Source organism: Streptomyces sp. NPDC051180 (assembly GCF_040689545.1).
GTDB lineage: Bacteria > Actinomycetota > Actinomycetes > Streptomycetales > Streptomycetaceae > Streptomyces.
The window spans coordinates 303,052-316,476 of the sequence record NZ_JBFBBC010000006.1; the positions used below are offsets into that span (position 1 = coordinate 303,052).

Below are 13,425 nucleotides of genomic sequence, written 5' to 3' on the forward strand. Positions count from 1 at the left end.
GCGCAGCAGGAGACCAGCAAGTGGTAATCCGCTGACAAGCGAAATGCGCCGCCCGTACGGATTCGCATTCCGTACGGGCGGCTCGTCGTCCATCGTCCCGAGAGAGAGGTTGAGATGGTAGGTAATCGCGTTTCCCAGGTCATCGACATTCCCGCCGACTTGTTGGTGATCGACGACTCCACCGACGACCGCTACTGGGCGTCGGTGGACCGGGTCGTCGGTCTGGCGGGGGAGAAGGGCCGGACCGTCGACGGCGTGCCGCTGCTCGCGAGCATCGCCATCACGCACCCGGAGTGGCCCGTGCGCGCCGGCGCCGTGCGGCTGCTCGCCGAGCACCACGCGGACGTCCCCGCGGCGGCCTCCGCCGTGGCCGCCGCGACGCACGACACCGTCGACTGGGTCGCGTTCACGGCCCTCAAGGTCATCACGGAGTACCGCATCGCGGCCGCCGTCCCCGACCTCATCCGCATCTCGGGCTGGCCCAGCAACTTCACCAAGCCGGGCTGGGCGCGCAAGCCCGTCGGCTGTGGCGCGGCGCTCACCAAGCGCGCCCTCATCAGCGTCTTCGGCACCCGCGACTCCGGCGAACTCCGCCGCCTGGAGGACGAGTACTTCTCCGACATGCGGGCCCGGATCGAGGCCGCGCGCAAGCGGCCGCGGCGCAACGACGACGTCGCCCTGATCCCCGGCGGCCCCGCGATCATGGGCGCGGTCGAGGAGACCGACGCCTTCCGCATGCTGACCGACGACCTGACACTGAGCGCCGTCGACGTCCCCACCTTCCTCATCGACCGGACGACGGTGACCAACGCCCGCTACCGGGAGTTCCTCGAAGAGGTCGGCGACTCCGGCGAGTTCGACCACCCCGACCAGCCCGAGGAGCGGTCGCACCGCCCCGCCCACTGGCACGACCCGCGCTTCAACGCGCCGGAGTTCCCCGTCGTCGGCATCGACTGGTACGACGGCTACGCCTTCGCCAAGTGGGCCGGCGGCGCGCTGCCCAGCGAGAACCAGTGGGAGAAGGCCGCCCGCGGCACCGACGGCCGCCGCTTCCCGTGGGGCGACGACTGGGACCCGTCCCGGGTCAACTACGTCGAGCGGGCCTTCGGCGAGAACGTCGCCGACCTCGACTCCCTGGAGGCGCTGCTCGTCACCGTCGAGCAGGGCGAGAACCCGGCCCGCCCGGTGCTGGCCGCGGACGCCCTCCCGGAGGGCGCGAGCCCGTACGGCGTGCTCCAGACCTCGGGCAACGTCTGGGAGCTGACCCGGACCAACTTCTACACCGGCGAGGACATGGACCCCTTCTTCAAGGGCCGCCACCCGCTGGACTTCATGAACCGCAAGGACGCCTTCCACGTCCTGCGCGGCGGCACCTGGACGTCGCCGCCGGCCTGCCTCACCACCTTCTACCGGGGCAAGGACCTGATCACCGACCGGCACATGGAGGTCGGCTTCCGCTGCGTGTACGAGACGGCCGGCTGATGCGCCTGACCTCGCTCGGGCACGCCGCCGTCCTCGTCGAGACGGGGACGGAGCGCATCCTGTTCGACCCGTGGCTCACCCAGCGCCTCGACCGCTTCTGGGAGCACCATCCGCCGCTGCCCGACGACCTGGTCCGCCAGGTCCTCGACGAGGGCGTCGACTACGTGGTCCTCAGCCACCACCACTACGACCACCACCACTTCCCCTCGCTGCGGCGGCTCGTCGACGGCGCCGACGTGGACTTCGACGACAGCCCGCGCCAGAGCTCCGACGTCACCTGCGTCTACCCGGCGGGCCCCGTGCCGCCGCAGCTCACCGCCTCGGGTCTCGGACACCAGGCGATCGCCTGGACGCTGCGCCGCTTCGGCTTCGAGCGCCTGCACCCGGTGACGCCGGGCGACACCGTCACCCTCGGCGGGGCGACGCTGCGGACCTTCCCCTCGGCCGTGTCGTTCCCCGAGATGAGCGTGCTCGTGGAGACCCCCGACGCGGCCGTCATGCTCTGCGGGGACGCCCTGCTGCACGAGGCGACCGTCGCGGCCTTCCAGCGCGACGACGCCCCGCGCCTCGACGCCGTGTTCGTCCCCGCGCACAGCGTCTCGCCGCCCGGAGTGCTCACCGAGCGGCGGCCGCTGACGGACCCGGACGCGGTCCGGGCCCGCGCGGTGGCCACCTTCGACCGGTACGTCACGACGCTGCCGGCCACCGTCACCGTGCCCTCCTCGTTCGGCTGGCGCGTCAGCGGCGACGGCGAGCGGGACTACTCGTGGTGCAACCGGACGATGTTCCCCTTCACCCCGACCGAGGCCCTCGCGCGCCTGGACGAGCTCGGCCGCGACGGGCTGCTGTGGGGGCCGGGCCAGGTCATCGAGGTGGCCGACGGCAAGGCCGTCCCGGTCGACGGGCCCGTCGCGCCCGACGCGTACGACTTCGACGAGATCTACGACGCGGTGCGGCTCCGCCCCGACACCCCGGTGCCGCCGTTCGACGCCTCGCTCGACCGGTACGGCAGCCAGACCCGCCCCGCCGAGGAGCTGCTGCGCGAGGTCCTGGACCGGCTCGTGGCGACCGACTACTGGTACCGGGCGCTCGACGACGGCGCCGGCCGGCACGTCGTCTCGCTGCACGAGGACGCCGGCGCGGGCGGCGGGGGCGGTGAGACCGCCTTCCTGCTCGACCCGGTGGCCGGCCGCGTCACCCGGCTCGGCCCGGGCCCGGCCCGCGGCCACGCCACCGGCGGGGAGGGCTGGACCGAGATCGCGGCGAGCACCCTGGAGGCCATGCTCGGCGCGGACCTGCTGTTCGGCAGCTCCTTCGGCCTGTGGGCCTCCGACGGCGTACTGCTGTCCGCGGTCTTCCACCACCCGTCCTTCTACACCCGGCACGTGGACCGGGAACTGCGGGAGGAGAGCCGCTCATGAACCACTCCGCCGTCTCCGGGACCGCCGCCACCGGGACCGCCGCGCCCGGCACCGTCGTGTTCGAGCACTCCAGCGTCCGCCTGCGCGGCAACCCGCTGGGGGACCCGCACCGGCGCCGGACCGAGGTGCACCTGCCGCCGGGGTACGACGGCGTCCGCCGCTTCCCGGTCGTCTACTGGCTCCCCGGATTCGGCGCCCACCCCGGCCTCACCGGCCGGGCGCTCGCCTTCGGCGCGTCCGTCGCCGACCGCCTCCGGCAGGCGATGGAGGACGGCCGGGTGCCGCCCGCGCTGCTCGTCGTGCCGGACTGCACCACCGCCTACGGCGGCTCGCAGTACCTGGACTCGGCCGCCTCGGGGGAGTACGCCGGCTACCTCGCCGAGATCGTCGCCGAGGTCGACCGCCGGTTCGCGACCCGGCCCGATCCCGCCTGGCGGGCCGTCGGCGGCAAGTCGAGCGGCGGCTACGGAGCCCTGGTCGCGGGCATGACCTCCGACCTGTTCGGGGCGGTCGTCGCCTGCTCGCCCGACGCCGGGTTCGAGCACTGCTACCTGCCGCTGCTGCCCGGCACGCTCGACACCGTGCGGGCCGCCGGCGGCGTCGACGCGCTGCTCGACCGCCGCGCCGGCGGCCCGCACGACGTGCCCTTCATGGTCGCCATGAGCATCGTCGCCATGGGCATGTGCTACGCCGAGAAAGCCGGGACGAGCCCGTCGGACGCCCTGCCGTGCGACCCCGCCACCGGCCTGTTCCGCGACGACGTGTGGCAGCGGTGGCTCCGCCACGACCCGGTGCGCATGCTGCCCGCGCACGCCGGCCGGCTCGCCGGCCTCGGGCTGCTCCACCTCGACGTCGGGCAGCGCGACGAGTACGGCATGCACTGGGGCGTCCGCGCCCTGCACGCCGCGCTCGACGCGCACGACGTCCCGCACGTCTACCGCGAGCACGAGGGCGGCCACCACGGCATCGAGCACGTCTTCACCGAGGCCCTGGCCGGCCTCTGGCGGGTCTGGCGCGAGCCCGCGCCCGAGCCGCCGGCCGCGCCGAAGAGCGAGACACCGGCGGTGAGTTGGGTGAGTGGCACATGTGCGGTATAGCGGGCTTCATCAGCTTCGACGGACGCCGGGACCCCGCCCGGCTGGACGCACTGGGCCGGACGATGACCCGGGCCATGGCGCACCGCGGCGAGGGCTCGCGCGCGCCGTACGTCTCGGAGTGCGGCACCGTCATGCTCTGCGCGACCCGGCTGGCCGTCCGCGACCGCAGTCACGCGGGCGACCAGCCGATGGCCGACCCCACCGGCCGGGTCGTGCTCGTGCACAACGGCGAGGTCTACGGCTCCCGTTCGCCCGCGCCGCCGCTGTGGCCCCGTCGCACCAGCTGCGACACCGAGTTCGCCCTCCAGCAGGTCTGCCGCGAGGACGACCCCGCGGACGCCCTGCGCCCCCTCGACGGGATGTTCGCGCTCGCCTGGCACGACACCTCGACCGGCCGGGTCGTCCTGGCCCGCGACCACTTCGGCGTGAAGCCGCTCTTCTACGCCTTCACCGACGGCGGGCTGCTGTTCGCCTCCGAGCAGCAGGTCCTGCTCCGCACCGGTCTGATCACCCCCGAGGTCGAGGCCGAGGAGTACCTGCTGCGCTCCTGGATCCGGATGGACGCCGCCGACGACCACACCTGGCTGCGCGGCGTCCGCTCCCTCCAGCCGGCCGAGTACCTGGTGGCCGACGGCGGGTCGACCCGCACCGCGCGCTACTGGCGGCCCGCCTCGGTGGACGGCCTGGTCGGCCCCGAGGAGATCAGGGCCGCCTTCGACCGGGCGATCGAGCAGCGGGCCGTGTCCGACGTCCCCCGGGCCGCGGTCCTCAGCGGCGGCGTCGACAGCACGGCGATCGCCGCGGGCCTGACCGCCGCCGGCGTCCCCCTCGACGGCTACGTGCTCCGCTACCAGGACGGCATCGGAGGCTCCGGCGACGACGTCGCCTACGCCACCGAGGTCGCCGAACGCCTCGGCGTGCCGCTGACCGTCTGCGACCTCGACCGGCACGCCGCCGCCGACCTGGTGCCCGTCCTGCCCACCCGGCTGATGCGGCCGCTGCTGCACGGCGCCGAACTGGCCATGCACCACCTGTACGGCACCATCGCCGGCGACCGGAAGGTGGTCGTCTACTCCGGCCACGGCGCCGACGAGCTCTGGGGATACCAGGACGGCCGCTACTTCCCCGTCGTCGACCCCCTGGCCCCCACGTACATCCACGGACGCCACTACCTGACCCACCGGCTGCACGCCGACGAACGGCCCGTCTGGGCCCGGCTCGTCGCGTGGATGGCCCGGGAGCTCGACGTCGACATGGAGGTCGTCACCGACCGGGTGTGGGCCCGCACCATGGACGAGTACCGGGCGCTGAAGACGGCGTCGCCGCTCAAGCGCGGCCGCCACCACCTGATGCGGCGCTTCCTCGTCTACGTCAACGACATGGTCGACGCGACCTCGTCGACGTTCACGCTGGAGGACCGGCCCGTCTTCCAGGACGTCGCCCTGACCGAGCTGGCCTTCCGCTGCCCCGAGCACCTGAAGGACAGCAACAAGCCCGGCAGCCACAAGGGCCTGCTGAAGGCCGCGCTCGCCGACCTGATGCCCGAGTCGGTGCGCCACCGCCGCAAGCAGGGCTTTCCCACCCCCACCGACCCGCGCTACGTCCAGCGGCTGACCGAACTCGCCGACGGACTCGGCACCCCGTTCGGACTGCCCCCGCTGCCGGCCGACCTCCGCACCGAACTGGGCGTCGGCGAATGGATGTTTCTCGCGTCCTCCTCCGCCTGGCTCGACCACCTCGCGGAGTTCAGAACCGAACCGAGGAGTCTTGGCCATGGTGAACCCTCCCGTCCCGCAGTGGCGCTGGCACGTCCTGGAGAGCGCCTCCGACCTTGACCCGGTGCCCCCGGTGCTCACCGAGGCGGAGGCCCAGGAAGGGTGCAACTTCACGGTGTGGCGGCCCACCGCCCTGCCCGCCGGCTGCGACACCAGCGTCGGGACCATCCGCCGCGAGGCGCCCCCCGGCCGCGTCGAGGCCGAGGGCCGCACCCCGTGGAGCGACGCCAACCCGGCCGGGTACCGCACCGAGATCTCCGGCGGCGGGCGGCGGCTGCGCCTCAAGCAGTTCCACTACGACTGGGCCTTCCCCGCCGCCGACCACCCCTGCCTGTGGGGCGGCGAGACCCGGCCGTACGAGATCGGCGAGGGCCGGGTCGCCTGGCTCGGCACCGACTACCTGGGGCATGTCGCCGGCAGCGCCCGGATGGCTCGTACCACCGTGGAACTGTCCGTACTCGAAGGCGAGTTCACGGACGACGAGCTCGTCGCCCTGTTCGCCGCGCTGCGCCCGGCCGTCCCCGAGGCCATGGAACGCGTCCTCGCCACCCCGTTCGCCGAGCTGAGCTACTGGGCGCGGCACCGCGCCGACATGGTGTCCGTGCCCACCGGCGTCTTCTCCTTCCACCGGCACGGCAAGGAGCACGAGGGCGACTGGATCCCCTCGGCCGACGTCCCCGCCTTCCTCGCCGCGCAGGGCGTGCCCGCGACGGCCGGCGGATTCCGCGCCGAGAGCGCCGCCACCTTCGGGGACGGTGCCGCCGTCCGCGAACTGGAGGTCGTCTACGCCTCCCCGGGCGGCGGCGAACTGCGCCTCACCGCCCAGCGCACCGGCGGCGGCCGCATGGAGTTCCCGCCCGTCCGCGAGAAGCACCCCGCCGCCGGCGAGCTCCACGACCTCGCCGGCCGGCCGCTGCACCTCGGCTACCTCGACGCCGAGTACGGAGCCTGCGACGCCTGGTGGCAGCACCCGGACGGCTACGACCTCCGGCTGCTCGGCAGCGCCGGCGCCGGCATGGGCCGCGAGACCTTCCTCGGCCTGGTCGCCGCCCTCGACGCCGGCCTCCGCCTCGCCGGCAACGCCGAGGTGCTGGGATGACCGCGCCGGAACGGCCCGTCCTCGACCCCGCCACCGGCCGCGAGCTCACCCGGCTCCCGGACACCGGGGCCGACGGGGTCGAGGACGCCGTGGCGCGGGCCGACGCGGCCTTCCGCGGCGGCTGGGGCGACACCTCCCCCGGCCGGCGCGGCGACCTGCTGCGGGCCCTCGGCGACCTGCTCCGGGACGACCGCGAGGTCCTCGCCGGCCTGGAGCGCGACAACGCCGGGAAGCCCACCGCCCGCGCCCTCGGCGAGGTGGACTTCGCCGCCCGCGTGACCGACTGGTTCGCGGCGGCGGCCCGCCAACCCGTCGGGGAGACCCACCCGGCCGGCCCCGGCATGCGCACCTACACCGACCGGGTGCCGGTCGGCGTCTGCGCGGCGGTCGCGCCGAACAACTACCCGCTGCTCCTCGCGGTGTGGAAGATCGCCGCCGCGCTCGCCTACGGCAACACCGTCGTCGTCAAACCCGCGCCCGAGACACCGCTGTCCCTGCGCCGGTTCGTCGAACGCGCCGGAGAGCTGCTCCCCGAGGGCGTGCTCGGCGCCGTGTACGGCGGCGCCGACACCGGCCGGCGGCTCTGCGCGCAGCCGGCCGTCGGCATGGTGTCCTTCACCGGGTCGACCGCCGCCGGCCGGGACGTCGCCCGCCGCTGCGCCGACGGCCTCAAGCCCGTCTCCCTCGAACTCGGCGGCAAGAGCCCCGTGGTGGTGTTCCGCGACGCCGACCTCGACGCCGCCGCCCGCGCCGTCGTCACCGGCTTCACCGGCAACACCGGCCAGATGTGCGTGGCCGGCACCCGGCTCGTCGTCGACCGGGCCGTGCACGGCGAGTTCGTCGCCCGGGTCGCCGAACTGGCCGCCGCCCTCCGGGTCGGCCGGCCCGGCGACCCCGCCACCGACCTCGGCCCGCTCATCAGCCGGGCCGCCGTCGACCGCACGGCCGAGGCGGTCGGGGAGGCGGCGGCCAAGGGCGCGCGGGTCGTCCTGCCGCCCGGCGCCGACGACGTCCGGCTCGACCTCGACGGCGGGTTCTTCGTCCACCCGGCCGTCGTGGACGAGGCCCCCTCCGACAGCCGTGCCTGGCGCGAGGAGCTCTTCGGCCCGGTGCTGTCCGTCGCCGCCTTCGACACCGAGGCCGAGGCCCTGCGCCTCGCCCACGACACCGCGTACGGCCTGTCGGCCTCCGTCTGGACCTCCGACGCCGACCGGGTCGAGCACCTCGGGCGGAACCTGCGCGCCGGCATGGTCTGGGTCAACACCTGGGGCGACACCGACGAGACCGTCAGCGTCTCCGGCATGGGCGCGTCCGGGTACGGCCGCGAGCTGGGCCTCCACGCCGTGGAGGGCTACACCCGGCCGCGCGCCGTCTGGGTCGCCCACCGGACGGGACGGTAGCCGCCCGTGACGACCGCCGCCTCCCCCCGGCTCGACTTCCGCAGCGACACCCGCACCCTCCCGGACGCCCGCATGCGCGAGGCGATGGCGCGGGCGAAGGTCGGCGACGACGTCTACGGCGACGACCCCACCGTCACCCTCCTGGAGGAGACCGTCGCCGAACTGCTCGGCACGGAAGCGGCGTTGCTCATGCCCACCGGCACGATGGCGAACCTGGTCGCCCCGCTCGCCGCGGCCGGACCGCCGGGCTCGCCGCCGCCCCGGCTGATCGCCGGCGCCGACACCCACATGGCGTTCCTCGAAGCGGACGGCCTGCGCCGCTTCGGCGGGGTCGAGCTCCTCACCGTGGCACAGCGCCCCGACGGCCTGCCCGACCCCGACGCGCTCACCGCGCTGCTCGCCACGGGCCCGCAGGACCGCGGGACGGTGGTGTGCCTGGAGAACACCAGCATGATGCGCTCCGGCAACGCCCTCGACGCCGCGGCGACCCGCTCCGTGGCCGCGCTGGCCCACCGGTACGGCGCCCACTTCCACCTCGACGGCGCCCGCCTCGCCAACGCGGCCGTGGCGCTCGGCGTCCCGCTCGCCGATCTCGCCGCACCCGCCGACAGCGTGGCCTTCTCCGTCTCCAAGGGGCTCGGCGGGCCGGTCGGCGGACTGCTCTGCGGGACCCGGGCGTACGTCGAGCACGCCCGGGAGACGAGGACCTGGCTCGGCGGCTCCCTGCACCAGGCCGGGATCGTCGCCGCGCCCGCCCTGGTGGCGCTGGGCCGGCTCCCCGAGCTGGCCGTCGACCACGAGAAGGCCGCGGTGCTCGCCGCGGGCCTCGCGACGGTGCCCGGCGCCGAGGTGATGCGCCCGCCGCGACCGACCAACATGGTGATGGCCCGACTCGCCGGACTGGCCGCCGAGGAGTGCGCAACGGGCCTCGCGACACACGGAGTTCGCGTTCTTCCGCTGCCGAACGGCCATGTCCGCTTCGTCGCGCACCGGTCACACGACATGATCAGTGTGCGCGCGGCCGTCAAGGCGCTGGCGGCCGTGGCGGCCGCCCTGCCCGCGGGGCCCGGCCGGCACCCGAACGAGCCGTCCCCGGACGGGGAGGGCTCCGTGACACCGATGGAGGAAGCATGACCGACATGCCACCGCGTGGCCTGGAGGAGCGGCTCAAGGACACCCGCGCCAGGCTGGAGAACGACATCGACCTCTGGGTCGCGACGTCCGGCGCCGAGGGCGGGGTGCACCTCATCCCCCTCTCCTACCTGTGGGACGGCACCGCGTTCCTCATCTCGACGCCGCGCGCCTCGGTCACCGGCCGCAACCTGCTGGCCGACGGGCGGGTCCGCCTGGGCCTCGGCCCGACCCGCGACGTGGTGATCGTCGACGGCGTCGCGGAGCCGGTGGACACCGCCGAACTCGGCCAGGAGGCCGGGGACGCCTTCGCGGCCAAGACCGGCTTCGACCCGCGCGAACTGGAGCAGCCCTACCAGTACTTCCGCATCCGGCCGCAGCGCACCCAGGCGTGGCGCGAGGCGAACGAGCTGGCGGGCCGCGGCCTCATGCGCGACGGGGCCTGGCTCGGCTGACCCCGCGCCCGACCCCGCCCCCTCCGTCCGCCGGCCGGTCACACCCCCGTGACCGGCCGGCGGCCGTGCGGGCGGGCCGGGTCCAGCCGTTCTTGACCGGCCCTGAAGAGCCCTTTGCGAGGCTGCGACGGCAATGCATCCGTCAATATTTCTGGAAGGGCGAACATGGGGACAATCGAGGTTCCGGTCCTGATCGTGGGCGGTGGCGGATGCGGTCTGTCCGCCTCCGTCTTCCTGGCCGACCAGGGCGTCGACCATCTGCTGGTGGAACGGCACCCGGACACGTCGAGGATTCCGAAGGCGCACTATCTCAACCAGCGCACGATGGAGATCTTCCGGCAGCACGGCATCGCCGACGACGTGCTCGCCGAGGCGGCACCGCTGGACAAGTTCGGCAAGGTCCGCTGGATGACCACGCTCGCGGGCGACGAGCCGATGGACCGGCGCCTGATCCACGAGATGGACGCCTTCGGCGGCGGCGAACTGACCGAGAGCTACGAGAAGGTCGGGCCCGTCCTCCCGGCCAAGCTGCCGCAGATGTGGCTGGAGCCGATCCTGCGCCGCCACGCGGAGAACCGCAGCCCCGGCCGCGTCCTCTTCCACCACGAGCTGACCACCTTCTCCGACGAGGGCGACCACGTCCGCGCCGAGGTGCGCAACGTCGAGACCGGCGAGGTGACCACCGTCAAGGCGCAGTACCTGATAGGTGCCGACGGCGGCCGCTTCGTCGGCCCCGAGGTCGGCATCACGCTCGACGGCCCGCCCGGACTGGTCAACACCACGACCGCGTACTTCTCCGCCGACCTCTCCGAGTGGTGGGAGGAGGGCACGCTCATCACCCACTTCCTCAGCCCGGAGGACCCCGACCTCTCCAGCAACCTGATCGAGATGGGACCGAGCTGGGGCAAGGCGTGCGAGCAGTGGGGCCTGCACTTCGCCCCCGGGCCGCCCGGACGCTGGGACGCCGAGACGGTCGTGCCGCGCATCCGCGAGCTGCTGCGCCTGCCGGAGCTGGAGATCGAGGTCCACAAGGTCACCGACTGGATCGTGCACGCCCACCTCGCCGACCGCTACCGCGTCGGCCGTGTGCTGATCGCCGGCGACGCCGCCCACCGCCAGCCGCCGGCCGTCGGCCTCGGCCTCAACACCGGCATCCAGGACGCGCACAACCTGGCGTGGAAGCTGGCCGCGGTGATCAACGGGGGGTCGCCCGACAGCCTCGTCGACACCTACGAGGCGGAGCGCCGCCCCGTGGGCCGGGAGAACGTCGACTGGGCCGTCTCCGCCGCCGGCCACCACCAGGTGGTCATCGACGCCATCGGCGCCGGCCACAACATCCCGGCGGGCCGCCGCCGCCAGCGTCTGGAGGCGTACTTCGACCCGTCGGAGAACGGCGACACGGTGCGGGCGCGGGCCCTGGAGATCTTCCACACCCACCGGGGCGGCTGCCAGTCGCTCGACATGGAGGTGGGCTTCGGATACGAGGAGGGCGCGCTCGTCCCCGACGGCACCGAGCGCCCGGCCCGGGTCCCGATGCGGAACGTGCACGTGCCGACCTCCCGCCCCGGCCACCGGGTGCCGCACGCCTGGATCAGCAGGGACGGCGAGCTGACCTCCACGATCGACCTCGCGGGCACCTCCGCCTTCGTCCTGATCACCGGCCCGGAGGGGACGCCGTGGACCGAGGCCGCCGAGCGGGTGGCGGAGAAGTACTCCGTCCCGGTCGTCACGGCCCGCATCGGCGAGGGCGGTGACTACGACGACGTCGACGGCGGCTGGGAGGCCGTCCGCGGCATCGGCGGCGCCGGCGCGCTGGTGGTCCGCCCGGACCAGCACGTCGCCTTCCGCGCCACGGCGGCCGTCGAGGACCCGGAGCAGGTCCTCACCGAGGTGTTCGCGGCCCTCCTGGACCGCTGACCCGCTCCCGGAACGGCGAGAACACGGAAGAAGGGGCCGTGCCCGATCGGGCACGGCCCCTTCTTCCGTCGTCCTGCTCCCGCCCGGAGGCGGGAGCGGATCAGACGCCGACCGCGACGGAGCGGGCGGCGGCCTCCTTCTTCAGGAAGGAGAGGACCTGGTCGGCGGCCTTGCGGGCGCTGGCCATGCAGACGCCCACGCCGACGCCGTCGTACAGGGCACCGCAGACCGCGAGACCGGGCTGGGTCGCCACGGAGTCGCGGATGCGCTGCACCCGCTCCAGGTGCCCGACCGTGTACTGCGGCAGGGCGTCGTCCCAGCGGACCACCCGGCTCGCCACCGGCACGCCGGTCACGCCGATGGCCTCGGCGAGCTCGGCCGCCGCCACCGCGACCAGGTCGGCGTCGTCGCGGCGCAGCATGTGCTCCTCGCCGAACCGCCCGAGGGCGCAGCGGACGATCTCCACCTCGCCGGCCAGGTGCGGCCACTTCACGGTGGTGAAGGTGACCTCCTTGACGAGCTTCCCCTCCACCGCGGGCACCCGGTAGGCGGCGTAGCCGCGGCCCGACAGGCCCCCGCCGGGGAACGCCGAGCGCGGGTAGGCCAACGTCACCGTGGCGACGCTCGCGTACGGCACCTCGGAGAGCGCCGAGGCCGCCACGGAGGCCCCGGGGACCCCGGCGAGGAGACGGCCCGCGGGGCCGGCCGGCACGGCGACGACGACGGCGTCCGCGTCGATCGACTCGGCCTCGCCCGCCGAGCCCACGACGAGCCGCCAGCCGTCGGCGGTCCGCGTCAGCTCCCGGACGGAGGCCCCGGTCCGCAGCGAGGCGTCCGGCGCGGCGGCCAGCACCTCCCGCACGAGGGTGGGGGGCAGCGAACCGAACCCGCCCTCCAGGGTGGCGACGCTCACCGGCGGCGGCTTCTCGCCCTCCGCGAGCACCGGCGTCAGCGAGCCCGCCGCGTCCGCGAGGGACACGTGGTTGCGGGACGCCATCGCCAGCGGGCTCAGCGTCGCCTCGAACGACAGGTCCTCGGCGCGGCCGGAGAAGACCCCCGCGAGGAACGGGTCGACGAGGCGGTCCACGACCTCCTGGCCGAGGCGCCCGCCGACGAACGACGCGACGGAGACGTCCCCCTCGCGGTCGAACGAGGGCAGCGCCAGGTCCTGGCGCGCCCGGTCGAGCCCGGCGGCGGACAGCACGCCCGACCGGGCGAGGTCGTCCATGTCACAGGGCACGCCCATGAACTGACGGTCCGGCTGGTGCCGTATTCCGTCCTTGGTGAGGATCGCCGAGGCGGTGACGCCCGCCGACATGATCCGTTCGCCGAGCCCGGCGTCCTTGATCAGTCCGGTGGTCTTGCGGCGGTTGGCGTAGAGCGACTCGGCGCCCTCGTCGACCGCGACGCCCGCAACCTCGGAGACGGAGAGCTTGCCGCCGATGCGTGACGATCCCTCCAGGAGCGTCACGCGGACCGGCTCGTTGCGCAGATAGAACGCAGCAGCCAGTCCCGCGATACCACCTCCGACGATGACCACATGAGGCTTGACGCTCGCCTGATCCCGTTCGCTCCCGGCCATTCCACCAGCTCCTTGATGAATGCTGCATACGGTGTCGTAGGGCCCGGCCCGGCGCCGAGGGGTCGG

The 13,425-nt window shown here is 74.2% G+C and carries 10 protein-coding genes; 9 read left to right on the top strand and 1 reads right to left on the bottom strand.

What is annotated here, in order from left to right:
• Nucleotides 1-165 precede the first annotated feature (165 nt).
• The 9 genes from AB0424_RS14630 to AB0424_RS14670 all read left to right on the top strand — a co-directional run bounded on the left by AB0424_RS14630 (nucleotide 166) and on the right by AB0424_RS14670 (nucleotide 11,777).
• Nucleotides 166-1,482 (top strand): formylglycine-generating enzyme family protein, encoded by a 1,317-nt coding sequence (locus AB0424_RS14630; protein ID WP_366305326.1) that lies wholly within the window; start codon nucleotides 166-168, stop codon nucleotides 1,480-1,482.
• Nucleotides 1,482-2,903, top strand: a complete 1,422-nt coding sequence (locus tag AB0424_RS14635; protein ID WP_366305234.1) for an MBL fold metallo-hydrolase — start codon at nucleotides 1,482-1,484, stop codon at nucleotides 2,901-2,903. The genes AB0424_RS14630 and AB0424_RS14635 overlap by 1 nt, the downstream gene beginning before the upstream one ends.
• Nucleotides 2,900-4,000, top strand: a complete 1,101-nt coding sequence (locus AB0424_RS14640) for an alpha/beta hydrolase-fold protein (protein ID WP_366305236.1) — start codon at nucleotides 2,900-2,902, stop codon at nucleotides 3,998-4,000. Before AB0424_RS14635 ends, AB0424_RS14640 begins: the two co-directional genes overlap by 4 nt.
• Complete coding sequence (locus AB0424_RS14645; protein WP_366305238.1) at nucleotides 3,988-5,835, top strand: asparagine synthetase B; 1,848 nt, start codon at nucleotides 3,988-3,990, stop codon at nucleotides 5,833-5,835. Before AB0424_RS14640 ends, AB0424_RS14645 begins: the two co-directional genes overlap by 13 nt.
• Nucleotides 5,774-6,874, top strand: coding sequence for a hypothetical protein (locus AB0424_RS14650; protein ID WP_366305240.1), 1,101 nt, complete (start codon nucleotides 5,774-5,776; stop codon nucleotides 6,872-6,874). Before AB0424_RS14645 ends, AB0424_RS14650 begins: the two co-directional genes overlap by 62 nt.
• Complete coding sequence (locus AB0424_RS14655) at nucleotides 6,871-8,274, top strand: aldehyde dehydrogenase family protein (protein ID WP_366305242.1); 1,404 nt, start codon at nucleotides 6,871-6,873, stop codon at nucleotides 8,272-8,274. Before AB0424_RS14650 ends, AB0424_RS14655 begins: the two co-directional genes overlap by 4 nt.
• Before the next feature lie 6 nt (nucleotides 8,275-8,280).
• Nucleotides 8,281-9,408 carry a GntG family PLP-dependent aldolase gene (locus tag AB0424_RS14660; RefSeq protein WP_366305244.1) on the top strand — a complete coding sequence of 376 codons (1,128 nt, stop codon included), beginning with the start codon at nucleotides 8,281-8,283 and terminating at the stop codon, nucleotides 9,406-9,408.
• Nucleotides 9,405-9,860: a pyridoxamine 5'-phosphate oxidase family protein gene (locus AB0424_RS14665; protein ID WP_366305246.1), complete on the top strand. Its 456-nt coding sequence runs from the start codon at nucleotides 9,405-9,407 to the stop codon at nucleotides 9,858-9,860. The genes AB0424_RS14660 and AB0424_RS14665 overlap by 4 nt, the downstream gene beginning before the upstream one ends.
• Nucleotides 9,861-10,025: 165 nt before the next feature.
• Nucleotides 10,026-11,777 (top strand): FAD-dependent monooxygenase, encoded by a 1,752-nt coding sequence (locus AB0424_RS14670; protein WP_366305248.1) that lies wholly within the window; start codon nucleotides 10,026-10,028, stop codon nucleotides 11,775-11,777.
• Between the two features lie 100 nt (nucleotides 11,778-11,877).
• Here AB0424_RS14670 and hemG read toward each other — a convergent pair whose 3' ends face one another.
• Entirely contained in the window at nucleotides 11,878-13,359 is a 1,482-nt protein-coding gene (hemG, locus tag AB0424_RS14675; protein ID WP_366305249.1) for a protoporphyrinogen oxidase, read from the bottom strand.
• Nucleotides 13,360-13,425 lie beyond the last annotated feature (66 nt).

Coding starts and splice junctions, on each gene's coding strand:
- AB0424_RS14635 (WP_366305234.1), top strand. CDS start 1,482: ATGCGCCTGACCTCGCTCGGGCACGCCGCCGTCCTCGTCGAGACGGGG.
- AB0424_RS14640 (WP_366305236.1), top strand. CDS start 2,900: ATGAACCACTCCGCCGTCTCCGGGACCGCCGCCACCGGGACCGCCGCG.
- AB0424_RS14645 (WP_366305238.1), top strand. CDS start 3,988: ATGTGCGGTATAGCGGGCTTCATCAGCTTCGACGGACGCCGGGACCCC.
- AB0424_RS14650 (WP_366305240.1), top strand. CDS start 5,774: ATGGTGAACCCTCCCGTCCCGCAGTGGCGCTGGCACGTCCTGGAGAGC.
- AB0424_RS14655 (WP_366305242.1), top strand. CDS start 6,871: ATGACCGCGCCGGAACGGCCCGTCCTCGACCCCGCCACCGGCCGCGAG.
- AB0424_RS14665 (WP_366305246.1), top strand. CDS start 9,405: ATGACCGACATGCCACCGCGTGGCCTGGAGGAGCGGCTCAAGGACACC.
- AB0424_RS14670 (WP_366305248.1), top strand. CDS start 10,026: ATGGGGACAATCGAGGTTCCGGTCCTGATCGTGGGCGGTGGCGGATGC.
- hemG (WP_366305249.1), bottom strand. CDS start 13,359: ATGGCCGGGAGCGAACGGGATCAGGCGAGCGTCAAGCCTCATGTGGTC.